The following is a 24729-nucleotide window of genomic DNA, read 5'->3' as shown; positions in this document are numbered from 1 at the left end:
GACTCCTCCTCTACTCTTTATCCTGCATTTGATTTTGCGCCTTCATAAGCGCTGCATGTTTCTTGTCAGCTTCAATTTCAGAAATAATAATGCCGAACTTCTCATCCATTACTGTCGCTTCACCAATACCGACTTTCATATTGCTTAAATATACATCTACTTTATGTCCTAAATTTTTCTCTACTTCAAGAACATCGCCAACTTTTAATTGCTTCACATCACCAAGCGTAATAGATGACTTCCCAAGCTTTACTCCAAGTTCAATCGAAATATCTGAAACGGTATCAATATGTGCCTTCTCCGCTTCATTTCGACCCCCTGCAAATTCTTCCAATCCCATTAATGACACAGGAGATACTTCATGTTTCATATGGATCCTCCTACTCTATAAAACTTTTAAATAGGAGCGCCTTACGCGTTCCATCTTTCCCGATAAAACAATTAAATTTATGTTTTCCATCTACATAACCACGTAGTTGGTCTGTTACTTTCGTATGAAGCGGAATTATGTCGCCTTCTTCAATTTGCTCAATCTCGCCCATTGTCATCTTCTGCTCACCAATCGCAACGTGTACAGGCTTATACACTTGATTTACTTTCACTTCTACTTCAGATGTATACTTTTTACGCTTATCCGAAGAATGTTCAACAATATTTTCAGACGTTAACTTATCCATAATTTCTTCAACAGATAAGAATGGAATCCCAATACGAACTGTCGTATTCCAAAAATCTGTTTTCATATTTACGTTCAATAATGAAATAATATCGCTCGCTGTCGTAATCTTCAGCGCGTTTGGATCTGTCTCCGTCGTTACAAATTTCGGCTTTATCGCAACAACGCTTTCAAATGATTGTTGTAAATTTTTACAAAGAAGAGCAAATATATTATCAAGCGTTAAAAACTCAAACGCAGTTAATGGTCTACGCATCGTAAAATTACGCTTACTATCTCCACCAAGCCAGCATTCATGAATATAAATAACGAACGCTAAATCAATTTCAATTACGATTTCTCCAAGCTCTGGAAGGCCGAGATCAATAACGCAATATAAATAGTAATCTTTCGGCATTTTCTCCACATACTCACTCGTAAACGGAACTTGCTCAACGGCCGAAGGCTCTAGTTCAATCGGAATACGCATACGAGCTGAAAACGTCTGTGACGTCTGTTTTCCAAAAGTCGACGCAATCGCTTGCAAACTACGTAAATGCTCAACACCGAACTTCTCCGGTCTATTAAAATCGTACTCTTGAAATTTATCTTGCTTCCCTGCTTCTTGTGCGAAAGCTGGCATTTCCTCGCCTTCATTTACCGCCTTCAGCAGGGCATCAATTTGCTCTTGGCTTAATTTATCGCCACTCATGAAAATCCCCTTTCCTACCTTTTCAATTCAACAATTTCAACGTACATTTTTCCATTCTTCGTCAAAATCTTTCCGGTTCCAATATCTTCATTCTCAAGCATAAGACGTACCGTATTTTTCGTTGAATTTTCAAGACGATACAATGTACCTTTCGTAATATGAAGCAGATCTTCAATTTTCTTTTTCGTATTTCCGATTTCAAAATAAATCGTTAACGGAATATCATCTTGTAATTTCAAATCTAGCCAACTCCCATATCATGTTCACGAACATTTCATATTCTCTATTTATCCCGCTATTTGCGGGCAGTAAGACCCCTACCCCAAAATTCAGCGAAAGCAAAGAAGTTAGGTGGGGGAATCCACTGCCCGTAAAAGCCCGATTGGTGAAGGCTAATAATCAGTGGGAGATGAACAAAACCCCCACTGATTAAAGTTTCACTTTATATAAATGAAATTTCTTATTTCGAAACGTCTATATTCAATATTTTTTATATATATCCTTGCGTTTCTTTAAATGGTGGTACACCTCCGTGCTTCCTCACATTACCAGGACCGGCATTATAAGAAGCAAGTGCTAGTACGAGATCACCGTTATTTTTCTTTAAATAACCGCTTAACTCTTTCACACCGCCTTCAATACTTTCAGCTGGTGAAAATGGATTTTTTATACTCATTTCTTTCACATTTGCTGGCATAAGCTGCATCAGCCCCATCGCTCCTGCATGTGACACCGTTTTCGGATTAAAATTAGACTCTACTTCAATCATTTTTTGAATTAACGTTTTCGGAATTCCATATGTACGACTAGCGTGATTAATAATACCCTCATACTTACCTTCATTCGAATAACGTATCTTTTGAATATTATATTTTTTCGTTAATCCCCACGTATCAGCAGACTCATTTTTCGTTTCTGGGAAACGTCGCTCAAGCTCTTTTTGTGCGACTTGTACTTCATCCACTTTCTTCGTTTCAGCTTTCTCCGTCTCCTCAAGCTTACTCGCTTCCTCTACTTTAATAAGCTCAACCGGTTTATTAACAACCGTTTCTATTATCGTAGATCGTACCGCCTGACTCATATCCTCTACTTTTGCCGCTTGCGGAGTAACCTTCGTCTCCTTCGCAGGTTCACTCTGCAATTGATCTTGAAAACGACTACTAACGAACGCCTGCGGACTACTTAACTTTTGCTGAATTAGTCCTTTTTTATAAGCAAGAACTTCTTTTACAATATTTCCAACTACCATAATATCACTTTTTCAATAAGTAAAGATAATCTAATATTAGGGTTTTTTAAATAAGTTTGCAATAATCCTTTGTAATAAAAAAACAACTAAATTGTTAAAATGTTATTTTTTATATCCGTTAATCCAAATTTATAGTTGACACTTGATATAGCAAGACTTACAATAAATTAGAAATCGATTTTTTCATATATTAGAATTTTTCAATTTGAAGAAAAATCAATATAAAAAAATGGGGGTTCTTAACATGAGAATTAATACAAACATTAATAGCATGCGTACGCAAGAATACATGCGCCAAAACCAAGACAAAATGAACGTTTCTATGAACCGTTTATCAAGCGGTAAACGTATCAACAGTGCAGCTGGACTTGCAATCGCTACTCGTATGCGTGCAAAAGAAAACGGATTAGGTGTTGCATCTCGTAATACACAAGATGGTATCTCAATGATTCGTACAGCTGATTCAGCAATGAACTCAGTATCTAACATCTTACTTCGTATGCGTGACCTAGCAGTTCAATCTGCCAACGGTACAAACACAAACGAAAACCGTGGTGCACTAGAAAAAGAATTTTCTGCATTAAGAGATCAAATTGATTACATTTCAACAAACACTCAATTTAACGGAAAAACATTATTAAATGGTGATAATCCATCTATTAAAATCCATAGTTATGATGATGGACAAGCCAAAACTGATGCAAATACATCAGCTAATTCTGGTACTACTAATCCTGCTATTAACGGCACTATCGATATCACACTAGCAAATGTTACCAGCACTAATTTAGAAGGTGATGGAAAGAAACTTAGCCAAATTTCTATCTCAGCAACAAACGCGGGCACTAATGGAACAGCTGCCGCTTCATCAGCTGGTACTAGTGGAACAACTGCCGCTCCAGCAGCTGGTACTGGAGATGATAGTACTGCTATCAATAACGCTAACGATGCAATTAAAGCTATCGATGGTATGATCGCATCTATCGCAGGTAGCCGTGCTGATTTAGGTGCTACATTAAACCGTCTAGACTTCAATGTAGAAAGCTTAAATAACCAGGCTTCTAACATGGCATCTTCTGCTTCTCAAATCGAAGATGCTGACATGGCGAAAGAAATGTCTGAAATGACTAAGTTCAAAATCTTGAACGAAGCTGGTATTAGCATGCTTTCTCAAGCAAACCAAACTCCTCAAATGGTTTCTAAATTATTACAATAAACCATTTGAGTTAGTTTCATGAAATAACCTCTCTATTTATAGAGAGGTTATTTTTTTCAATATATATATAGATAAAAGGTAACAAACTTCCTTTTATCGCTTAGGTAGAAACTCCATCCATGCATAGAAGCAGGCAGTCCTTGTATAAGAATGAAAGAATACGCATTTAATTGTTCTTAATGTAGTCTCACAAAACATTTCTAATTTACTACAGCCGTAAGCACTTCATAACTCTTGTAATTATTCACAAAAGATAAAAGAAAGATACACATACGCTATGTATCTCTCCTCTTATTTTATATACTAGTCTTCATTATAAATAATATCCTCAGCTAAAGAAGTAAAGATCTCCCCAACAAGTGAGTCTTCATCATATACACATGAGCCTTTATTTTCTTCACGCTTCGCAAACGGTATTTGGGCGATTACTTCTGTTTGCAGTTGTTCTGCTAACATTTCGCCGCCGCCTTTTCCAAAAAGATAGTTTCTTGATCCATCTTTTTCTTCGTAATATGCCATGTTTTCAACGATACCTAAAATATCGTGTTTCGTATGTTTTGCCATGACTCCTACTCTAGAAGCGACAAATGATGCTACGCTATGAGGCGTCGTAACGATAATTTCCTTCGCTTGCGGAATCATTGCAGCGACATCAATGGCAACGTCTCCTGTTCCAGGTGGTAAATCTAGAAGAAGATAGTCTAATTCTCCCCAGTGCGTGTTCGCAAGGAAGTTTTGTATCCATTTGTTTAACATCGGTCCACGCCACATTACCGGGTTATTGCCTTCTGTGAAGAATCCCATCGACATAATTTTAACACCGTGGCTAACGACCGGAATTGCGTTTTGGTCGATCATCGTCGGTTTTTCATTCGTTTCCATCATAGCTGGGATACTAAATCCATATATATCTGCATCTAAAATTCCAACCTTTTTCCCCATACGTGCTAAAGCAGTAGCAAGATTAATTGTCACAGTTGATTTTCCGACTCCCCCTTTCCCGCTTGTTACAGTAATAAAACGTACTCCTGAATCAGGTCGAAGCATACTAGGCATTCCAGTTTCTGTTCTAGTTTCTTTTTTTAAGGACGCTGTTAATGCAGCTCGTTCTTCCGGTGTCATAGAACCGAATGTCAAAGAAACTTTTGATGCCCCAACGTTTCGAAGTGAGTCTTCAATATCTTGTTGTATTTTTGCTTTCAACGGACAACCTTGAATTGTTAAAACTACTTCTAGTCCAACCTCTGTACCATCAATTTGTATATTTCTTACCATGTTTAATTCTACAATACTTTTGTGTAACTCTGGATCTTCTACATGGCTTAAAGCGTTCATAATCTGTTCGTGAGTAATCATCATACACATTCCTTCCATTGTAATTATTTTACGTGATGAAAAAAGTCTCCGCTTTTTCCACCCGTTTTTTGTACTAAATATGTTTCTTTCATGACCATCGTTTTATCAACTGCTTTACACATATCGTAAAAAGTAAGGGCAGCGATTGATACGGCAGTTAATGCTTCCATTTCTACACCTGTTTTCCCACTACATTTTACTGTCACTCGTATCGTTAACTCATACCCATCACTTGTCTTTTCATAATGAAACGAAAAATCAGCTCCTTGGATTAATATCGGGTGACACATAGGGATTATATCCGCTGTTTTTTTAGCACCGATTATACCAGCCACTTGTGCTACTTGGAGCGGGTCACCTTTTTTCAATCCACCACTTTGAATTGCTTCAAATAGTTCATTTGATAAAGAAATTGTACTTTGCGCAACAGCTGTACGTGTTGAAATGTCTTTTTGAGAAATATCAACCATTTTAGCTCTTCCCTCTTCATTCCAATGCGAAAATTCACTCATAATGATCCTCCTTAATGTATAAAAGATGCGGTATTCAAATAAAAAGAATTAACCTCCACTTACAGGCGGGATAAACGCGACAGTATCTCCAGCTTTTGCAATATTTTCGTCCGTTACAAATTCTTCATTGATTGCCACCATAACTTTATCTAGCGTCTGTAAGTGATAGTTTTCTTTCAGCCATTTTTTCAATTGATGAACGTTCATCTCTCGTTTTTCTATTATTACTAATCTCTCTGAGCCGACTTCTTCTCGTAAATTTGCGAACAGTAAAATTGTAATCATTCTCTCATTCTTCTTTCTTTGGTTTTCCTTCTGGATACGGAGTATTTTCAAGTTGATCTCCTATCCACTCCGTTCCATCTTCCCAAAATTCTTTTTTCCAGATTGGGACAATTCTCTTTATACGTTCAATTGCGTATTCATTCGCTTCGTACGCTACTTTACGATGTGGTGACGATACTGCAATGACAACTGCGATATCCATTATTTCTAATCGTCCTACTCGGTGTGTGATTGCTACTTTCGCATCCGGCCACTTTTTTTTAATTTCTTCTCCAATTGCAGTAAGCTTTTTTACCGCCATCGGTTTATATGCTTCATACTCAAGATGTAACGTTCGTTTTCCTTTCGTTAATTCTCTAACCGTTCCTATAAAAGTTGTAATTGCTCCAGCTTCTCGTCTTGCCACTTTATTCGTTACTTCTTCAACTACAATCGGATTATCGACAATTTCAAATCGTGCTTGTCCCATCAAAACCTCTCCCTACTTTACGGAATGTCCAAGGCCATTCACTACCTTCGTTATCTTCTAATAAAAGAATGTCTACAAACATCCCTTTCTTATATCCTCTCGTACCGCCCTGTAGTACAATAAAAACGTTTGATTCTGCTAATGAAGAAACGGAACTAGATTTATCAAATCCTGATGGATAAGCGATTAGTTGTCCTTCGTTATACTGAAGCTTCGCTCGTACAAATCTTGTAAATGGATTCGGTTTTAGAAAATCTTCTCCGAGCATTGCTTTTTCTCGTTTTACATGTGGTTTTTCGCTAAACATATACGCACGAATGCTAGGTTTTACGAATAATTCAAAACCTACATAGCAAGCAGATGGATTACCTGATAATCCAAATAATAATTTCCCGTTTAATTGTGCTACTGTTGTGACGCTACCCGGACGCATGGCTACTTTATTAAAAAGAACTGACGCGCCTAACTTTTCGTATATCGCTGGCAAATAATCGTAATCTCCTACCGAAACACCACCAGTTGTAATTAACATATCCACTTCGCTTAACGCTTTTTTCACTGCTTCGTAGCACGTATTCAAATCGTCGCTAAACTTCCCAAAGTACTTTACTCTTCCACCTGCTCTTCGAATTTGAGACGATATCATATACGTATTACTATTCCAGATTTTCCCAGGTTGTAGTTTTTCATTTACATCGAGAAGTTCACTCCCAGTCGCTAATAGTCCAATTATAGGCTTTTTCGCTACTGGTACTTCGCTATAACCGAATGTAGCAAGAAGAGCTGAAATACCCGGATTAATGTAACTACCTCTTTTTGCGAGAACGGTTCCTTTCTGAACATCTTCACCTTGAAAGGATATATTATCCCCTTCTTTAAATGAGCGTCGCACTTCCATATAGCTTTTTCCGATATTCTCATATTGACGATGACGAGTCAGTTCTAGCATGACGACCGCGTTACATCCTTTCGGAATTTGTGCCCCTGTCATAATTCGAACTGCTTGAAACGCTCCTACTTCTTTAGGAAATACGGAACCTGCTCCAATTTCACCGATGACTTCAAATACGATTGGATTCTCACGACTTGCTCGCGAAGTATCTTCTGCCCTAACAGCAAACCCATCATATGGCGAGCGATTGAAAGAAGGCACATCGTGATCCGCTACTATATTGTCTGCTAGTGTACGTCCGTATGCTAATTCAAGTGGTACTAGTTCTTTTACACCATAATTAGCAAATGCCATCACTTTACGAACAGCCTCTTCAACTGTAATTGGCACTCTTCTTTCCATCATTACCCATCCCTCTCTATTATCCTAATAACCGATAGTATAGTTGTTTCGCTTTTTGCATTTCATTCGTGCCATGAATAAATACACGACCATCATGAAAAACGACGATGCGATACTCTTCTAATTGGCAAGAGAGCAAATACGGATTCCGATCAACTTTCCCGTGGTTCTTTAATACTTTTTCTAACTCATCAAAGTTGTAATGTCTATTATGCGCCGGTCTAATTTGAACTGTATTTCTTCCACATAACACAGCTGTCTTCGTTTGATTTTCGTATGATAAATAAGGATAAGTTCTATTTGTTCCGCACGAAGGACAGTCTTCCATTTTGATTTTCCCTAGTTTGATAGAATGATATTGATTACTCCATATATCAAACATTAAAAATGTTTTCCTAACTGCTTTGTAATCTTCTACTAAAATTTTGAATGCTTCCGCCACTTGGTACGCTGCAACGATTTGAACAGCTGGACTAATAATTCCAACTGTGTCACACGTCGCCCCTGTAACAGGAACACTTTTCAACACACAATGTAAGCACGGTGTTTTCTTCGGAATAATTGTATAGCTCATGCCATAACTTCCGACACAAGAACCGTAAATCCAAGGGATATTGTATTTTTGTGATATATCATTAATTACAAACCGAATATCGAAATTATCTGTGGCATCAATAATGACATCGACACCACCTAATAAAGCTTCCATATTATCTACTCTTGCATCCATTACTAGCGCTTGAATTTGCACGTCTGAATTAATTTGTTTGAGACGGTTCTGTGCTGCGATTGCTTTTGGCAACTTTTCTATCGCATCTTGTTCAGCGTAAAGTTGTTGCCGCTGTAAATTACTCCATTCTACGTAATCGCGATCAATAATCGTTAATTTCCCGATACCTGCACGTACAAAGCTTTCCGCACTTACACTTCCTAATGCACCTGCCCCTATTATTAATACATGCTTATTTCTAATTTTCTCTTGCCCTTCTTTTCCAATAGGAGTGAACAACTGTTGTCGTGAATACCGCTCTATCATGAGGTAGCCTTCCTTTCACATACTGTTATTTTTTCAAGACATCTTCTTCGGTAGCACTTTGTTTCTGATAACAAGAAAAATAAGCGAATCCAACAAATCCAGCTCCGCCAATTACATTTCCAATAAAGACAGGAACAAAGTTTTTAGCAAGATCCATCCACGTAAGGTGCCCCGCAAAAATTACGGCTGAAATGACAAACATATTTGCTACTACTTGCTGAAACCCAATTACGACAAACGCCATAATCGGAATCCAAATCCCAACGATCTTTCCGATTAAATCGTTCGTTCCATATGCTAACCAAATCGCAAGGCAAACGAGCCAGTTACAACCAATTGCTAAAATTAACGTTCTCCCGAAAGATTCATGTAATTTATCTTGAGCTATCGCTATCGTCTTATTTAAATACGCACCTTCAGTTAACCCGCCAAGATGACCGAAACAATATGCTACGAAAAGTGCACCTGCGAAGTTAGTTAAAGTGATCCACGCCCAATTGTTTAACACATGTTTCAATGAAATTTTCCGTGCATACAGTGCCATGGCCATCGACATCATGTTTCCCGTAATTAATTCTCCTCCTGCTAAAACAACGAGCATAAGTCCTATAGGAAAAACCGCTCCTCCTATAAAATTGACTAAACTTCCCCATTGCTCCGGTACATTACCTAGAACACGAATATTAAGTAAAAATCCTAACGAAATGAATGCTCCTCCTAAAAAACCAAGAATAAGCATTGCGGATAGCGGTTGCCTTACCTTTTGAACACCGGATTCAATCACAAGCGCAGCAATTTGTTCCGGTTTATGAAATGCCATAACCAATTCCTCCATTTTTCTCATCTAAAAAAAGCAGCACCAAAAACCCTTAACATCGTAAGGATTTTTGAATGCTGCTTAATCTCTCTGCATATCTCTTACAGAAATATCAATCATCATTTTTACTATACTCATAGAAAATGTACAAAACTTGCACATTTCCCACTATTTACGTTAACAAAGAGAATCTACATTTTTAGTAGCTTCTCAGCCACCGATATGCGACATTTCAATTTTCGGCATTGCTTTTTTATTCGTATTGCTCAACCGTTCATCTGAATAACGGTCTGAACGATTATTCCAAATGTCACGAATAACATTAGTAATCTCCTCATCCGTATATCCAAAGCGAAGTAATTCTTTAAGATCATTTCCTTTAGAAGCAAATAAACATGTATACAATTTTCCTTCTGCTGAAATACGTGCTCTTGTACATGATGAACAGAACGAATCCGTTACAGATGAAATTATTCCTATTTCTTCTTGGCTACCAACATAACGATAACGTGTTGCAACTTCACCAGGATAGTTCGCTTCAATATGTTCCAGCGGCATAACTTTATGAATCATCTCTACTATTTCCTGCTTAGAAACTACTTCGCCTAATTCCCAGCCGTTAAAATTTCCGACATCCATATATTCAATGAACCGAAGGATATGCTTATTCTCTTTAAAGTACTCTGCCATCTGAACGATGTCTTGTTCATTTTTCCCTTTTTGAACAACCATGTTCATTTTAATTTTCATTCCGGCTTCCGCGGCAGCTTGTATTCCTGCAAGAACTGTTTTTACTTTACTTCTATTCCCATTTAAATAAGAGAAACGTTCTTCATTTAAAGAATCTAAACTAACTGTTACGCGAGATAAACCCGCCTTATATAAATCAGGAGCAAATTTTTTAAGTAATGATCCGTTTGTCGTTAAACCGATATCCTCTACTCCTTCAATTTCGTTTAATCGCTGTATGAGTTCAGGTAAATCTTTTCGAAGTAAAGGCTCTCCCCCAGTAATGCGTAACTTTCTTACACCTAACGAAACGAAAATACGTGTAATCCTTTCAATTTCATCAAAAGATAAAATTTTATCATTAGACAAAAAAGAATAATCACGACCAAATATTTCTTCTGGCATACAATATCGACAGCGAAAATTACAGCGGTCAGTAACAGAAATACGTAAATCCTTTAAAGGACGATCTAATTTGTCTAATGTGACAGATTTCATGATTATTGCCTCGTTTCTACTTATTTTATATTTACAACCCGTTCTGGATGCGTATATACATTAAAAGATTTATTACGAATGAAGCCTATTGTAGTAATCCCTAACTGCTCTGCTAGCTCTAGTGCTAACTCAGTTGGAGCTGACTTTGACAATATTACTTCACAGCCAATTTTCGCAACTTTCAATAGAATTTCAGAAGAGATACGTCCGCTAAAAACAATAACTTTATCACCAATCGAAATGTTATTTTTTAAACAATATCCGTAAATTTTATCTAAAGCGTTATGTCTTCCTATATCCATGCGACTTAAAACAATTCCACTCGCATCACATAAAGCTGCATTATGAACGCCGCCTGTATGTTGAAACGTAGACGCAGATTGCTGCATATCATTCATTAACCGAAAACAATCCTCGGCAGAAATCTGCACGCGAATATCATTCATTTCTTTCGCAGTCAGCGCATCGTTTGCGAAAACAAACCCTTGCCTACTCATTCCACAACACGAAGTAATATAACGTTTGTTTTGCATGTCACGATAATAAGGATTGATTTTCGTCGTTTTTACATGTACATAGCCTTCTTTTTCTTGCATCCATATTTCATCAATATCTTCATACTTTCGGATAATGCCTTCAGAGGCTAAAAAACCAATTACCATATCTTCAATATACTCCGGAGTACTAACCATTGTAACAAATTCCTGGCCGTTAATTTTAACCGTAACAGGAAACTCTGTTACAATGCTGTCCTCTATATGTTTAAATTCCCCTTGCTCATATTTAAAAATTTTCCGTTCCACCTGAATCGATTTCACGATGAGCATCCTTCTCTCACGTTATATTTTTATCAAAGACAAACACGGAAACTGCAATATCTTCATCTACTTTCATATCAGAAAACAGATGAACTAACTTCGCACCAACAAGTTCTTCTAAATGTTCATGAGGATTAGCCGCATACACTTCTTGAATCATTTTTGTTCGAGCCATATGAACCATTTCCGCACCATCCATAGTTCCCGAAATGAATTTCTCTGTAGGTGTCAAGTTCCCATATAATGTAGCAATCGCCATGTTTTCAGTAAATACAGTATGAATTCGTTCCGGTCCTTTCCCGAACAACTCTTTTCGAAGCTTTCGGATCATATCATTAAATTCATGTACCATTTTTGACATACTCTCATTCCTCCCCAAATATTCCATCACAACTATTTTAACAAAATGACCATTTCGTCTAAACTATTTAATACTGAGACGAAATGGATCATATTGTACACTTATCTCAAGTACGCAAGCAACATATGAAATACTATTATTGTTGCTTATCTATTCTTCTTTTAACCCTTTACCCATACCTTTTAAGAAATGAAGACCAAATCCGATAGCACGATTAATATCTGGATCCTTCAGTACTTTCATAAGGTCTAATATTCCTACTTTTTTATTACTTTGCAAATGCTGGTTTCCTTCATCCATACCTGTTAATACACTACCTACAAGCTTTTTCGTAAGTTCCGGATCAAGTTCTGTTAAAGCTCCTGCAGCGCCCATCATATTATTAATTAAATTTGTAACTGGTTCACGAGTGACTTGGCCTAGAACGATTTTTGCGATTGGTTCTTTCGCTTTCAGCATAGAATTTGCAGCTTCCAGCATCCCTATGTCATTTAGTTCACCTACTATATTAAACATTTGATTTAAAGCATCTTCATTATTAGCTAGCAGTTCTTTTAAGTCTTCGAGTTTTTGTTGTTTCATTTCTTCCTCGGTTAGCTCCTGCTTCTGGATCGCTTGAATAGGTGCTGCCATATTCTTTTCTCCCCCTTAGTTATCCGTTAAATGTACGTATCCTGGACGATCCCACTTACGATTTACCTCAATACCGTTTTGAGGATGACGCTTTTTATTACGTGGGTTCGTTTTTGGCATCGGATTTTCGCCATCAACTTCTAACACTTCCATACGTACTTTCGTTTGTTTATATGCAGGCGTGTTTGTACGCAAGTCAACGGCAGGACCTGTTAAGAAATTAATTGCCGATTCTTTATCCGTCGAATTCATCGGTAAATACAGTTCATTCGCTTTTACACGATCCGTTACAAGTACACGTAATTTAAGTGCTCCGAATGGAGAAACAAGGCGTACTAACGATCCCGTTTTCACTCCACGTTCTAGTGCAAGTTCTGGAGAAACTTCGACGAAAACACCTGGTACTTTCGATTGAATACCAGTTGATTTATTTGTCATGTTCCCTTCATGGAAATGTTCAAGCATACGACCGTTATTAATGTGAAGATCGTATTCTGCTGGGAATGCAGCAGGACGTACCCAATCAGCTATCGCAAAACGAGCCTTTTTGTCCGGGAAGTTAAATCCTTCTTTGAATAGAAGCGGCGTATTCGTACCATCAAAACTTCCCCAGTGGAAACTGTTCCACCCTTCAAGTACTTCATAGTTTGCGTGTGCGAATAGTGGTGATAAACTCGCCATTTCCGAAAAGATTTCACTTGGATGACCATAGTTCCAATTTGCGCCTAACTTATTAGCAATTGCCTGCACGATCCACCAGTCTGGTTTCGCATCTCCTAGCGTCGGAAGTACTTGATATAACCTTTGTACACGACGCTCTGTATTTGTAAAAGTACCTTCTTTCTCAAGAGATGGCGCTGCTGGTAATACTACATCAGCGTATTGAGCTGTTTTAGAAAGGATCACATCTTGAACGACAAAGAACTCAAGGCTTGATAACACTTCATGTACGTGATTTGCGTTAGAGTCTACAAGAGCCATATCCTCTCCAACAAGGTACATAGCTTTCATTTTCCCTTCATCAATTGCGTGAAGCATTTCAATATTATTAAGACCTGGTTTGTTATCAATTTTTACTCCGTAAGCTATTTCAAATTTCGCACGTTCTACATCGTCAGTAACGTGCTGATATCCTGGAAGCCAGCCTGGAAGTGTTCCCATATCACAAGCACCTTGTACGTTATTATGACCTCGAAGCGGATATGCACCAGCACCTGGGCGACGATAGTTTCCTGTTGCAAGTAGTAAGTTTGAAATTGCAGCGGAGGTATCTGAACCACCGGTATTTTGCGTTACCCCCATTCCCCAAAGAATACACGTACCATCTGCATCACGAATCATTTCTGCCATTTTAACGAGCGTTTCTTTTGAAATGCCTGTAATCTCTTCTGCGTATTCAAGCGTATATTCCGCGAGACTACCTTTGAAATCATCAAAGAAGTTTACATTTTCATCGATGAACTGCTGATCGTGCCAACCTTGATCAATCATATATTTCGTAATAGCCATTAACCATACTTGGTCTGTTCCTTGCTTTGGACTAATAAAGATATCTGAACGCTCTGCCATTTCAGTTTTACGAAGATCTGCAACAATTAGTTTTTGACCGTGCAGTTTATGCGCACGTTTCACACGTGTCGCTAATACTGGATGACCTTCTGTTGGATTACAACCGACGATAATAACGAGACCTGATTGTGCGATATCTTTAATCGTCCCTGCATCTCCGCCCATACCAATTGTACGGAACAATCCATCTGTCGCTGGTGATTGACAATAACGTGAGCAGTTATCAATGTTATTCGTTTCGAACACTTGACGCGCTAATTTTTGAATAACATAATTATCTTCATTCGTAATTTTAGAAGAAGAAATAAAGCCGATAGAGCCTTTACCGTACTCATCTTTAATAGAGCCCAATTTATTCGCCACTACATGAAGCGCTTCTTCCCAAGTCGATTCAACGAACACTCCATTTTTACGAATTAAAGGTTTCGTAAGTCGTTTTTCAGAATTAACGAAATCCCAACCGAATTTTCCTTTTACACAAGTGGAAATTGCATTAACTGGTGCCTCAGAAGTTGGTTGCACCTTTAAAATTTTGCGCCCTTTCGTCCATACTTCAAATGAACAACCTACACCACAAAACGTACATACTGTTTTCGTCTTCTTCGTACGAGTGTCACGCATCGCAGCTTCTACTTCTGACACAGCGAAAATACCGCTATATCCAGGTTCAACCTCTTTAATAAGATCGACCATAGGTTCAAGAATATCCGGCTTCAGCCCAGTCATAAATCCAGCTTCACCAAGCATCGATTTCTCCATTAAAGCATTACAAGGACAAATCGTTACACATTGACCGCAACTTACACATGAAGAATCGTTAATATCTACTCCGTCATCCCAAATAACACGTGGGCGCTCTGCCTCCCAATCAATAGATAACGTTTCATTAACTTGTAAATTTTGACACACCTCTACACATTGACCGCACGCGATACATTGATTCGGATCATAGCGATAAAATGGATGAGACATATCAACTTCGCTTGCATCAACTTTTGGCTCATAAGGATATTTTTGATGCTCAATTTCCATTAATTCTGCCGTATTATGCAATTTACAATTCCCGTTATTGTTGTCACATACCGTACAGTAAAGTAAGTGATTTTCTAGTAAACGGTCCATCGCCTCATGTTGTGCTGCCTTCGCACTAATAGAGGACAACTCGATATCCATACCGTCCGTCACTACTGTAGAACATGATCGCACTAGCTCTCCATTCACTTCTACAATACAAGTATCACACGTTTGAATAGGATCCACTTCCGGCACGTAACAAATTTGTGGATGTTCAATTCCGTTCTCATTAATGATGCCTAGTACCGTTGAACCAGGATCAGCACTATATTCTTTGCCGTCAATTGTAATATGAACCATGCTGTCGTTCATGGTGACTCCCCCTTTTTGAGAATAAAAAAAACTCCACCACGAAAATATACGCACCACATTTTTGGCACGTTATCATCATGGTGGAGTAGTTTATTAGCACATCTTGCTAAAATACCAGTCCATTTATTCATAAATAAAATGATAGATTCATAACAGGTCATATCACGATTCCATCTTTAACACTGTAATTATAGCGTTAAATCCAAAAATACACAATATCAAAATGATAAAAAGGTCACAGCACATAATGCTCTGACCTTTTTACTACCTTTCAGGATTATTCTGAGATGACTTACTTCCCGGTGCAAACCAGCCAATTAGTGCGATAGCAACTAATACTCCGTAGAAGATTAAAGTCCAAGTTGTACTGTGCGGAAAATCATGACTTAAAATACCGATATCCTCATGGGCAAGTGTAATTACAGCAAGTTTGACGCCGACCCAGGCAACAATTGCATATGCTGTTGTTTCCAGTGCCGGACGTTTCTCCAGTAATTGTACAAACCAAGTTGCCGCAAATTTAATTAAAATAAGTCCGGCAATTCCTCCGAGAAGTACAACTATGAATTGTCCTCCATCCATACCACCGAAATCTTCTAGCGGTGAATCCGGAAGACCGAGGGCAAGAGCGACTGCAGCTAATATTGAATCAATCGCAAAAGCAAGGTCAGCTAATGCAATCTTTCCTACTGTGAACCAGTAGCTTTTTCCTGCTGCTTCCTTTTCATCTTCCTTGTGAATATTTTGATTATTTTTTCCGAATTGCGCCTGAATGACATGCTTTAATCCTAAGTAAAGAAGATAAGCTGCTCCTATCGCCTGTATTTGCCAAACATTTGCAATAAATGATATAGCAAAAAGGGCTGCGAATCGAAAAACAAAGGCCATAATAATTCCGTAATTTATAGCTCTTTTTTTCTCTTCTTCGGGTAAATGCTTGGCTATAACTGCTAGTACAAGGGCATTGTCAGCCGATAACAATCCTTCTAATCCGATTAAAATTAACAATGCCCAAGCATACTCTAGCCATATTGAATCCATCCGCTTCTCTCCTTTCTAAAACTAAAATCAGATAAGGTCTTTGCTCATTAGAATTTCCTATTAAGCCAAATTAAATGCTAAAACATTTTGACAGTCACTTTGCTGTCCTCTATTTGTTATAATTTCAACAAAAAACAAATCTAGATTGTGGTTTTCTTAGAAAAGGTGACGCGACATTGTGCTTAAAAACTTGATGAATTCATCTTCACTTACAGGTTTACTGTAGTAATAGCCCTGAATTAGATAACATGCATTACGTTGTAACACTGTTAATTGTTCCTTCGTTTCCACCCCTTCTGCGATCACTTTCATGTTTAAAGTATGCGCTAGTGAAATAATGGTATGAATAATTTCATTTCCATCAGTAGAATTTTCGATCCTATTAACAAATTCTCTTGGAATTTTTAAGGTATCAATTGGATACAAAGGGAGATATGCTAATGAAGAATACCCTGTACCAAAATCGTCAATTGATAAATGTACACCATATGATTTTAATACTTTTAACTTCGATAAGGTTTCTTTTTCATCTACCATTGCTATTCTCTCTGTTAATTCTAAATCAATCGAACTAGCAGGTACCCCTACTTCTTCTATGGTAGATATGATTGCTTGAACAAAATCTTTCTGTTCAAACTCTATAGCTGATAAATTTATCCCCATTTTTAGATTTGCATAGCCTGCAGAATGCCACTTTTTCAGTTGTCGACACGCTTCCTGTAACGTCCATTTCCCAATTGGAATAATTTGCGACGTTTCTTCCGCGATAGGTATAAATTCAAAAGGAGAAATAAGTCCCAGTTCTGGATGTTGCCAACGAATTAAAGCCTCTGCACCAATAACCATACCAGTCTTACTGTCAACTTGTGGTTGATATAATAAAAACAACTCATTATTTTCTAATGCCTTCGGTAAATCCTGTTCTAATCGTAATTGTCTTGTTATTTTTTTTGATAATGTCTCGTCATACATGCAAACAGCATTATTACCTTTTTCCTTTGCACTATACATAGCAATATCAGCATGTTGTAAAAGTGTAGTAGTATTTATTCCTCCAAACGGATACACCGCTATTCCTATACTAAGAGATAAATAAAAACTATGTTGATTAACTACAAATGGTTCTTCAGTTATACGAAATAGAGTTTCACACAAATCCAATAGCTGTTGATCTGTGTGGTTATGGACTATGATCGCAAACTCATCTCCCCCTATTCTCGCTAGAGGAATAGCCGGTGACAGACATGTCCTAAAACGTTTAGCAACTTCTTTTAAAACACTGTCACCAATTGAATGTCCCAGTGTATCGTTAATGGTCTTAAAACGATTTAAATCTATATACAAGAGTCCAAATTCACCCTGCGTTTTTCGTGCATGCTCAATGGATTTTTCTAATTCTTGTTGGAAGAATATTCGATTTCCAATCTCCGTCACTGTATCATGGAATGCTAGATAGTTTATCTCATCTTGTTGTTTCTTCATTCTCGTAATGTCTTTTACCATTACATAACTCCCAAAAGTTTGTCCTTCTATCATAATAGGAACAATGGTGACGTACCAAAAATGAATGTCCTTCTCATTATTATTTTTCACACGTAATTGTAACGAAGCCGAACTGCATCGTTTCCCTTCCTGTAGAGCTGCTTCCAATTCAGATCTATCTTCGTCTAAAAAAATCGAGAAGCACTCTTTACCTATTAATTCATCACTGTTTTTTCCTAATAACATACTTCCAGCCTGGTTTATATTTAACACAGTACCATTTGAATTAATCGTTAAAATAGGATCTGGATGATACTCATATAATGACTTAAATCTCTCTTGATTTTTGACCAAGTCATCGGATTTGTTTATTAAATCTTCTGTTCTTTGAGATACTTTTTGTTCTAATTGATTATTAAACACTTTTAACATTTCAGTTAAATCTCTGTTTTGCATTCGTACGATAGTATGACGAATCAGCACAAATACAAATGCAATACAATTCCCAGTAATAAGTGTAGCCGAGGAAGTTTGCTCTTTTAAAGTAAAGCCAATTAATACCGCAACTGCAAGATAAGGAAATATAACAAGAAGTTTCTTCCCAAATGTGGGATCGATAATGAAATAATTCCTTCTAGAAGATGCATTCTTTGAGATCGAAGCAGCAATAGCGATAAATAAAAGGAAAACTCTATACAAACACCTTAATAATATAAGTGAACGATCTGACAAATCATCTTGTAAGTAAAAATACAAGTAGTCCGTAATAGCCAATCCAGTTAATACGAGGATAAAAATAAATAATTTACTTTTCGCATTAAAAATAGCTGGTCGAAAGATTAGACTAACTCCTAATAAAAGAAGTAATAAATCTATAATCGGAAAAATAAATGAGAGAAAAACATCTCCAATTGATAAGAATAAGATATTTGCAGAAGGTTTATTAAACAGGTACCACTCTAATGTAAAAATGGCAGTAACAACAATACATAAATCACAAATTAAATACGCTTTTTCCCACTTGTTACATTCCATAATGATTTTATAAAAGAATGCAATGAGAAAGAAGAATAAGAAAAACAACAAAAACACATCAGAGATATTAAAATTTTGTATCGGCAATTCTACATTAAGTACTTGAAAAGCGGATATAAAATTCCCTATCAAGAAACACCCTATTGCAATAGTAATGCAAACCCAGAATACTCCTAACTTAATTTTTCCGGATAATATAGAATAAAGTAATGAGATAAATACAGTAGTTTCAACAACTAAGGATGATAGGCGGATATTAAAATCTGATACAAAATAATGATTCGGGAAAACAAATAAAAATATAAAACAAAAGCTTATATAGAATATTAGAGCTATTGTTAATAAAATAAATTGCAAATGTGAATGTTTAAGCAATATATTCACCTTCTTAAGTCTTTCATCATTTTTAAAAAATGTGTTTCTAATTATTATTCATATTATGACCATTTCAAAAGATTTCTTTCAAAATAAAGCAGCCTTACATTACACCTGCAAATATTTAACAATTCCATAACAGGAATTACAAAAAAATATGAACAGCTATGGCCTTAACACTATCAATTATTGTTATACGAACTATTTATGTAACAAGTTTATTTAATAGCTAATGAGTTCAAAGAATGTTTTCTTTGAACTCATTGTATACTGCCCATCTGAATCATATAACTTAACTATTTTCAAATTAAAATTTCACGTAAAAATAATGAATGTAGGTGTATGCCCCTATCTATTTATCTTTTTTTCTTCATAACTTCTATAGTATTCATTAAGTACGCTAACTTAAACACCGACTTATTTATAATCCTTAATAAGTCGGCGCCAGTATACACTATAAAACTAAAACACATTTCAAATAACAAAACTATACTTTAGCAATTTATAAATTACTTATTCCTAGAATTACTAAATTTCCTTGTACTTATTACAACCTATATTCGGATACATTATTTCCTTTCCATTCATAATAATCTAAAATCCCTTCATAAATGGCTTGTGCTGCAATCTGTCTACCGTTTGCCGTAGATAGTTTACTGTAATCGATACCATTATCTATAAAAGCCAGTTCCGTTAACACAGCTGGCATGCCGTTTTCTCTTATAACATGAAGATCTCCATGTTTAACGCCTCTATCACGTGTTTGAAGGGCCTCTACTAAACGCGCTTGGATTTTTTCCGCTAACACATGACTTTCTTCCACATGCGGATTTGTTTTTTCGGATTCAGAAGATTTATAATAGTATGTTTCTGTTCCTTTTGCATTACCATTATAAGCATTTGCATGAATACTTATAAAGATATCCCCCTGATTTTGCTTAGCAAATTTAACACGTTCCTGTAAAGAGCTTTTTTGATCATGTCCAGGTCTAGTATCAGATTTACGAGTTAATAAAACTGTAAATGGTGTATGTTTTTCAAGTAATTGTTGTAGGCGTAAGGAAGTGTCTAATACAATTTTACTTTCAGGCAATCCCTTTGTGGCTTTTCCAGGATCTTCGCCACCATGTCCAGGATCAATAATGATTGTTTTATTTTCTAAAGGATTTTTCGGACTGGATTGAAGGGTATCTGTTTTGGCAGTAAGTTGTGCGGCTTCTGCACGTGTTATGAATTTATTTGGTTGCCAGCCGTTATCTGTACCAACTGAAATTTTTAAATCAATTAAAATATTGGCGGATTTTTCACCCCAATGCCCTTTTAAATCTTCAAATTTACTTTGTCCATTGCTAGTGCTTATATTTTGTAGTTTATATGCATTCACTAGCATGGTAACCATAGCAGCACGAGTAACTTTTCCAGAAGGATTAAATATTCCATTTCCTTCACCTTTAATTATTCCTGCTTTTTCAGCTGCGGCAATGTATGGCGTTCCCCAGTGGTTTTGTGAATCTGTAAAAGATGGTTTTGCATTTAAGTCAATATGTATACCAAGGGCCTTTGTCATAATTGTTGCCGCAGAAGCTCTATCTAATGTATCGCTTGAACCAAAAGGTCCATCTGGATAACCACTCAATACTTTTTTATCAACTAAATAATTAACGGATTTGTCAGCCCATGCAGGAACATCTGGGAATTTATGAGTATTTGCAAATGCACTAGATGAATAGGATAGTAGACTTCCAGCAAGAATTCCTGTAGCAATTAATTTGTATTTCAAAATGTAACACCTCTAAAAAATTATTACAACTTGGTAAATATATCATTTATAGTTAATCTTTAAATAATACGACTTAGAATAAAGAATAGATTAAATTCGTATAATCCACATATTAAAGATACAAAATACAAATCGAACTATTATTCCGAAAAGAATCCTGAGACATACCTTTAAATGTATGAGCTGAGCGGAATATTTCTCCTACGACTTCCATATCGGCAGGATTCCGTTCTAAATTTAGCACATTTTCATTTAGCGACTGTAAATGTTCTTCTGCTTCTTCAAAAAATATATTTAATAGATCTGTTTGCATTTTAATCCCCTATCTGTCTAACAAACATTTCATTTATGTATAACGATTTAGTGTTTTAAAACAAGAAAAAGGGGTCCACATATCTATCTACTATCATTGTTTTGATTCCTTGTGGCACCCCTTCTATATTAGCTGTTTGCTACTTTTGTTAAAGCTTCGATTACACGATCCGCTTGGAATGGCTTTACAATAAAGTCTTTTGCCCCGCCTTTAATTGCATCTAATACCATACCTTGTTGTCCCATCGCGGAACAAATGACAACCTTTGCACTCGAATCAATTTTCATAATTTCTTTTAATGCTTCAAGTCCGTCCATTTCAGGCATCGTAATATCTAGTGTTACAATATCAGGTCGAATCTCTTTATACTTTTGGATTGCTTCTACCCCATTCTCTGCTTCACCGATAACCTCAAATTCAGAATTACTTTTCAACAAGTTTTTAATCATTGTTCGCATGAACATCGCATCATCTACAACTAAAATTTTATGTGCCATTCTTTTCGGTTCTCTCCTTACTATGTATAAAAATATCTTAATATTTCACCTTATCATTCTCACTCATTATACAAAATAAAACGATAAAATTTAATATTTTTTAAAAGAAATTCTGTATATTTATTATTTTATTACTAAAATATAAATATATTATTCCTTAATATATATTACAACGCGGCGGTTCTTCTCCCAATTTTGTGGTGAATCATATTAGCTGCACGCGCTGAAGATAATTCCCAGTTGGAAGGGCATTTTTCATTATGAATCGGTCTACTGTCTGTATGTCCTTCTACAAAAATTGAATTTGGTACCGATTGGAAGAATCCTACTAATTGACTAATTACTTCTTTCTCTTCCGGCTTAACATTCGCATCACCCGTATCGAATATTAAATTGTCTACTATAACGATGCTAACACCTGTATCTTCTCGGTATACATTCACTTGACTAACACCATTATTATCCACATATGCTTTTAACTTTTTATACAATTCATCCATGTGCTTTTTTGCAACTGCTTTTTCATCATTTTTTCATGTGAAATATCTGGCATTGTATTTTCCGTTACTTTTGCACCTACTTGCTCTACATCACTGAACTTTTCAAATATCTTTGATAATATTACTGTATCTTGCTTTGAAGTCGCAACTAGTAATACAAAGAAAATTAGCAATAACATCGTTAAATCAGTAAAAGTCGTCATCCAACGAGGCGATCCTTTTTGCGGTCGTTTTCTCATCATGTCACTCCTCAAACTGCTAGGCTGCTCGTTTTTCTTTTTTTATCTTCGTTTCATACACGTATGTATCGAGTTTCAACTTTAATTTGGAAGGAATTTGTCATCGGTACAGCTCTGAAATTTCTTCTATTACAAACTTCTTCTCTGTATACAAACCCTCAATACCACGATACACTTTTTCAGATAGCGGTATTGCAATCATATTTGCAATAATAGATCCATATAATGTCGTCAACATTGCAACGGCCAACCCTTTACCCATTTGTGAAGTATCTTGTAAGTTTTGAAGCATAATGATAAGATCTATTAACGTTCCTATCATGCCCCATGCTGGAGCGAAATCACCAATCTAATCTAATAATGTTGCTCCTTTTCTTAACTCATATACTTCAGTTTCAACATCTTTCATTAACATTACTTTTAATTCCACTTTATCATAGCCGCTTAACATTAAACGAATTCCCTTTTGAATAAAAAATTGTCTACTTGCTCTCCATCAACTTCTAATGAAAGCAACCCATGTTTTTTCGATTTTTTTGAAAAATCAACAAACAAATCAGTTAACTGTCCTAAATCTTCTTCTATTCTATGTAAAACATTAAAAATACTTTTCATATATTTTTTTATTTCTCCAAATCTATATGCCACAACGATTGTCGCTGTTGTTCCCCTACGACAATTAATATAGATGAAACATCTAAGAAGTTTTTAAAACCTTTTATTCCACCGCCGCCAAACATGATTGCCGCTATTACATTCGCAAAACCTACTATAATGCCAATTGGGCTAGAAATATCAAACTTCCTTTTTTTCTTTGTAGTCTAGCTAATACTTGATTTTCATCTCCCATATTCCTGACCTTCCTTTTCATTTTTATAAAACATTTTTTTATTTTAATAATGCGTTTTCGCATATGATATTCATTATACGCTTATAATCTGTTTATCGCAATATACTAATAAAATTGACACATTTCATTTCTATACTAGAATTATACTATAGCAATGTGAGGAGGATTCCTATGGAACATAATATTTTACAGGTCATTGCATTAGCAGAAAAACTAAAATACGAAATGCGACACAGTTGGCTTTCAAACGGACGTCAAGAAAGTGTTGCAGAGCATACGTGGCGTATGTCCTTAATGGCTATCTTAGTTGAGCCTTATTTGGATCAAAAAGTAAACATAGAAAAATTACTTAAAATGGTTATAATTCACGATCTTGTTGAAGCAGAAGCTGGTGACATCCCCGCCTTTGATACGATGAATAGCCGTGAATTACAATTACAAAAACAAAAAAACGAACAAGAGGCTATTTTAAATATTAAACGTACACTAGAAGGTTCTCTTGGCGAGGAATTATACGATTTATGGATGGAATTCGAAGCGAAAGAAACGTATGAAGCAAAAGTTGCTAACGCGCTTGATAAACTTGAAGTGAAAATTCAGCATAACGAAGCTGATATTGATACTTGGCTACCAATTGAGCATAAAATGACTTTCCAAGTTGGTAAACATACAGATTTTGACTCTTTTTTATCTAAATTACAAAAAATCATTGAACAAGACGGAGAAAAAAAATTACTCGCTGCTGGCATTGACGTTGAAGCATGCAAGCAGTAACCATTTAATTATGAAATAAGACACTCATTTCGAGTGTCTTATTTCATAATTGTTGATATTGCTTGCTTATAAATAAGTTGTTGTTTTCCATCTACTAACATTAATACTGTAAATCTATCTACTCCAACTACTTCCCCTACTATTCTTACTCCGCTCTTTAAGAATATAGTAACTGCACCTTTTTCTTCTTTTATTTGTTTATACAACTCTTCTTGTAAATGTTCCAATAACTGTCCTCTCCTTTACCA

23 protein-coding genes and 4 pseudogenes are annotated in these 24729 nt (G+C 36.2%); 2 read left to right on the top strand and 25 right to left on the bottom strand.

The genetic code is table 11. The features are described from left to right. Nucleotides 1–10: 10 nt before the first annotated feature. From fliN to MRBLBA3_RS11935, 4 genes are all read right to left on the bottom strand, one after another. On the bottom strand, nucleotides 11–370 hold the full coding sequence (fliN, locus tag MRBLBA3_RS11950; protein ID WP_363381377.1) for a flagellar motor switch protein FliN: 360 nt from the start codon (nucleotides 368–370) through the stop codon (nucleotides 11–13). 10 nt (nucleotides 371–380) lie between these two features. Continuing rightward, complete coding sequence (gene fliM, locus MRBLBA3_RS11945) at nucleotides 381–1367, bottom strand: flagellar motor switch protein FliM (RefSeq protein WP_000012184.1); 987 nt, start codon at nucleotides 1365–1367, stop codon at nucleotides 381–383. 14 nt (nucleotides 1368–1381) lie between these two features. After that, complete coding sequence (locus MRBLBA3_RS11940) at nucleotides 1382–1606, bottom strand: flagellar motor switch protein FliN (protein WP_328022935.1); 225 nt, start codon at nucleotides 1604–1606, stop codon at nucleotides 1382–1384. 251 nt (nucleotides 1607–1857) lie between these two features. Continuing rightward, nucleotides 1858–2616, bottom strand: a complete 759-nt coding sequence (locus tag MRBLBA3_RS11935; RefSeq protein WP_363381374.1) for a lytic transglycosylase domain-containing protein — start codon at nucleotides 2614–2616, stop codon at nucleotides 1858–1860. Between the two features lie 244 nt (nucleotides 2617–2860). Here MRBLBA3_RS11935 and MRBLBA3_RS11930 point away from each other — a divergent pair, with 244 nt between their 5' ends. Then, a complete protein-coding gene (locus MRBLBA3_RS11930) occupies nucleotides 2861–3832 on the top strand; it encodes a flagellin (protein ID WP_363381372.1) in 972 nt (323 codons plus the stop codon). 303 nt (nucleotides 3833–4135) lie between these two features. Here MRBLBA3_RS11930 and MRBLBA3_RS11925 read toward each other — a convergent pair whose 3' ends face one another. From MRBLBA3_RS11925 to MRBLBA3_RS11830, 20 genes and pseudogenes are all read right to left on the bottom strand, one after another. Next, nucleotides 4136–5191 (bottom strand): P-loop NTPase, encoded by a 1056-nt coding sequence (locus tag MRBLBA3_RS11925; RefSeq protein ID WP_328022932.1) that lies wholly within the window; start codon nucleotides 5189–5191, stop codon nucleotides 4136–4138. Nucleotides 5192–5211: 20 nt separating this feature from the next. Further along, the gene (gene moaC / locus MRBLBA3_RS11920) at nucleotides 5212–5700 is read right to left on the bottom strand and encodes a cyclic pyranopterin monophosphate synthase MoaC (RefSeq protein ID WP_363381370.1); all 489 of its coding nucleotides are present in this window, start codon (nucleotides 5698–5700) and stop codon (nucleotides 5212–5214) included. 48 nt (nucleotides 5701–5748) lie between these two features. Beyond that, on the bottom strand, nucleotides 5749–5985 hold the full coding sequence (moaD, locus tag MRBLBA3_RS11915) for a molybdopterin converting factor subunit 1 (RefSeq protein ID WP_242399792.1): 237 nt from the start codon (nucleotides 5983–5985) through the stop codon (nucleotides 5749–5751). A gap of 4 nt (nucleotides 5986–5989) precedes the next feature. Continuing rightward, nucleotides 5990–6454: a molybdopterin synthase catalytic subunit MoaE gene (gene moaE / locus MRBLBA3_RS11910; RefSeq protein ID WP_000529411.1), complete on the bottom strand. Its 465-nt coding sequence runs from the start codon at nucleotides 6452–6454 to the stop codon at nucleotides 5990–5992. Beyond that, on the bottom strand, nucleotides 6435–7748 hold the full coding sequence (gene glp / locus MRBLBA3_RS11905) for a gephyrin-like molybdotransferase Glp (protein ID WP_363381665.1): 1314 nt from the start codon (nucleotides 7746–7748) through the stop codon (nucleotides 6435–6437). The genes moaE and glp overlap by 20 nt, the downstream gene beginning before the upstream one ends. A gap of 19 nt (nucleotides 7749–7767) precedes the next feature. Then, nucleotides 7768–8784: a molybdopterin-synthase adenylyltransferase MoeB gene (locus tag MRBLBA3_RS11900; protein WP_328022930.1), complete on the bottom strand. Its 1017-nt coding sequence runs from the start codon at nucleotides 8782–8784 to the stop codon at nucleotides 7768–7770. A gap of 25 nt (nucleotides 8785–8809) precedes the next feature. Then, nucleotides 8810–9604: a formate/nitrite transporter family protein gene (locus tag MRBLBA3_RS11895; protein WP_002141133.1), complete on the bottom strand. Its 795-nt coding sequence runs from the start codon at nucleotides 9602–9604 to the stop codon at nucleotides 8810–8812. Between the two features lie 207 nt (nucleotides 9605–9811). Beyond that, nucleotides 9812–10828, bottom strand: coding sequence for a GTP 3',8-cyclase MoaA (gene moaA, locus MRBLBA3_RS11890; protein WP_000844110.1), 1017 nt, complete (start codon nucleotides 10826–10828; stop codon nucleotides 9812–9814). Between the two features lie 20 nt (nucleotides 10829–10848). After that, nucleotides 10849–11646, bottom strand: coding sequence for a formate dehydrogenase accessory sulfurtransferase FdhD (gene fdhD, locus MRBLBA3_RS11885; protein ID WP_097809232.1), 798 nt, complete (start codon nucleotides 11644–11646; stop codon nucleotides 10849–10851). Between the two features lie 16 nt (nucleotides 11647–11662). Then, nucleotides 11663–12007 carry a DUF2294 domain-containing protein gene (locus MRBLBA3_RS11880; protein ID WP_000041502.1) on the bottom strand — a complete coding sequence of 115 codons (345 nt, stop codon included), beginning with the start codon at nucleotides 12005–12007 and terminating at the stop codon, nucleotides 11663–11665. Nucleotides 12008–12157: 150 nt separating this feature from the next. Further along, a complete protein-coding gene (locus MRBLBA3_RS11875; RefSeq protein ID WP_000729918.1) occupies nucleotides 12158–12640 on the bottom strand; it encodes a DUF1641 domain-containing protein in 483 nt (160 codons plus the stop codon). A 15-nt stretch (nucleotides 12641–12655) separates the two neighbouring features. Next, nucleotides 12656–15595 carry a formate dehydrogenase subunit alpha gene (gene fdhF / locus MRBLBA3_RS11870; protein ID WP_363381365.1) on the bottom strand — a complete coding sequence of 980 codons (2940 nt, stop codon included), beginning with the start codon at nucleotides 15593–15595 and terminating at the stop codon, nucleotides 12656–12658. Continuing rightward, nucleotides 15564–15756: pseudogene (locus MRBLBA3_RS11865) on the bottom strand (hypothetical protein). The gene fdhF and the pseudogene MRBLBA3_RS11865 overlap by 32 nt, the downstream one beginning before the upstream one ends. Nucleotides 15757–15859: 103 nt before the next feature. Further along, a complete protein-coding gene (locus MRBLBA3_RS11860) occupies nucleotides 15860–16636 on the bottom strand; it encodes a TerC family protein (protein ID WP_000377425.1) in 777 nt (258 codons plus the stop codon). Between the two features lie 156 nt (nucleotides 16637–16792). After that, the gene (locus MRBLBA3_RS11855; protein WP_363381363.1) at nucleotides 16793–19528 is read right to left on the bottom strand and encodes a sensor domain-containing protein; all 2736 of its coding nucleotides are present in this window, start codon (nucleotides 19526–19528) and stop codon (nucleotides 16793–16795) included. Nucleotides 19529–20075: 547 nt separating this feature from the next. Beyond that, nucleotides 20076–21308: an N-acetylmuramoyl-L-alanine amidase gene (locus MRBLBA3_RS11850; protein WP_363381361.1), complete on the bottom strand. Its 1233-nt coding sequence runs from the start codon at nucleotides 21306–21308 to the stop codon at nucleotides 20076–20078. A gap of 160 nt (nucleotides 21309–21468) precedes the next feature. Beyond that, nucleotides 21469–21621: pseudogene (locus MRBLBA3_RS11845) on the bottom strand (Hpt domain-containing protein); the annotation flags it as partial. 128 nt (nucleotides 21622–21749) lie between these two features. After that, nucleotides 21750–22118: a response regulator gene (locus tag MRBLBA3_RS11840; protein ID WP_000940574.1), complete on the bottom strand. Its 369-nt coding sequence runs from the start codon at nucleotides 22116–22118 to the stop codon at nucleotides 21750–21752. A gap of 150 nt (nucleotides 22119–22268) precedes the next feature. Beyond that, nucleotides 22269–22857 (bottom strand): annotated as a pseudogene (locus MRBLBA3_RS11835) (flagellar motor protein MotB). 19 nt (nucleotides 22858–22876) lie between these two features. Further along, a pseudogene (locus MRBLBA3_RS11830) lies at nucleotides 22877–23707 on the bottom strand (MotA/TolQ/ExbB proton channel family protein). Nucleotides 23708–23878: 171 nt separating this feature from the next. On the opposite strand from MRBLBA3_RS11830, the gene MRBLBA3_RS11825 reads away from it, so the two are divergent. Beyond that, complete coding sequence (locus MRBLBA3_RS11825) at nucleotides 23879–24481, top strand: HD domain-containing protein (RefSeq protein ID WP_000400778.1); 603 nt, start codon at nucleotides 23879–23881, stop codon at nucleotides 24479–24481. A gap of 38 nt (nucleotides 24482–24519) precedes the next feature. Here the strand turns inward: MRBLBA3_RS11825 and hfq are convergent, their stop codons facing one another. Next, the gene (gene hfq / locus MRBLBA3_RS11820) at nucleotides 24520–24708 is read right to left on the bottom strand and encodes an RNA chaperone Hfq (RefSeq protein ID WP_000400656.1); all 189 of its coding nucleotides are present in this window, start codon (nucleotides 24706–24708) and stop codon (nucleotides 24520–24522) included. Nucleotides 24709–24729: the final 21 nt, after the last annotated feature.

The sequence above is a fragment of the Bacillus sp. LBA3-1-1.1 genome, assembly GCF_040676495.1.
GTDB lineage: Bacteria > Bacillota > Bacilli > Bacillales > Bacillaceae_G > Bacillus_A > Bacillus_A nitratireducens.
This window is presented reverse-complemented; position numbering and strand designations above follow the sequence as displayed.

Bases quoted from the DNA above. Each gene is read 5' to 3' on its own strand.
- fliN (WP_363381377.1), bottom strand. From the start codon at position 370: ATGAAACATGAAGTATCTCCTGTGTCATTAATGGGATTGGAAGAATTT.
- fliM (WP_000012184.1), bottom strand. From the start codon at position 1,367: ATGAGTGGCGATAAATTAAGCCAAGAGCAAATTGATGCCCTGCTGAAG.
- MRBLBA3_RS11935 (WP_363381374.1), bottom strand. From the start codon at position 2,616: ATGGTAGTTGGAAATATTGTAAAAGAAGTTCTTGCTTATAAAAAAGGA.
- MRBLBA3_RS11930 (WP_363381372.1), top strand. From the start codon at position 2,861: ATGAGAATTAATACAAACATTAATAGCATGCGTACGCAAGAATACATG.
- MRBLBA3_RS11925 (WP_328022932.1), bottom strand. From the start codon at position 5,191: ATGATGATTACTCACGAACAGATTATGAACGCTTTAAGCCATGTAGAA.
- moaC (WP_363381370.1), bottom strand. From the start codon at position 5,700: ATGAGTGAATTTTCGCATTGGAATGAAGAGGGAAGAGCTAAAATGGTT.
- moaD (WP_242399792.1), bottom strand. From the start codon at position 5,985: ATGATTACAATTTTACTGTTCGCAAATTTACGAGAAGAAGTCGGCTCA.
- moaE (WP_000529411.1), bottom strand. From the start codon at position 6,454: ATGGGACAAGCACGATTTGAAATTGTCGATAATCCGATTGTAGTTGAA.
- glp (WP_363381665.1), bottom strand. From the start codon at position 7,748: ATGGAAAGAAGAGTGCCAATTACAGTTGAAGAGGCTGTTCGTAAAGTG.
- MRBLBA3_RS11900 (WP_328022930.1), bottom strand. From the start codon at position 8,784: ATGATAGAGCGGTATTCACGACAACAGTTGTTCACTCCTATTGGAAAA.
- MRBLBA3_RS11895 (WP_002141133.1), bottom strand. From the start codon at position 9,604: ATGGCATTTCATAAACCGGAACAAATTGCTGCGCTTGTGATTGAATCC.
- moaA (WP_000844110.1), bottom strand. From the start codon at position 10,828: ATGAAATCTGTCACATTAGACAAATTAGATCGTCCTTTAAAGGATTTA.
- MRBLBA3_RS11880 (WP_000041502.1), bottom strand. From the start codon at position 12,007: ATGTCAAAAATGGTACATGAATTTAATGATATGATCCGAAAGCTTCGA.
- MRBLBA3_RS11875 (WP_000729918.1), bottom strand. From the start codon at position 12,640: ATGGCAGCACCTATTCAAGCGATCCAGAAGCAGGAGCTAACCGAGGAA.
- fdhF (WP_363381365.1), bottom strand. From the start codon at position 15,595: ATGAACGACAGCATGGTTCATATTACAATTGACGGCAAAGAATATAGT.
- MRBLBA3_RS11860 (WP_000377425.1), bottom strand. From the start codon at position 16,636: ATGGATTCAATATGGCTAGAGTATGCTTGGGCATTGTTAATTTTAATC.
- MRBLBA3_RS11840 (WP_000940574.1), bottom strand. From the start codon at position 22,118: ATGGCACATAAAATTTTAGTTGTAGATGATGCGATGTTCATGCGAACA.
- MRBLBA3_RS11825 (WP_000400778.1), top strand. From the start codon at position 23,879: ATGGAACATAATATTTTACAGGTCATTGCATTAGCAGAAAAACTAAAA.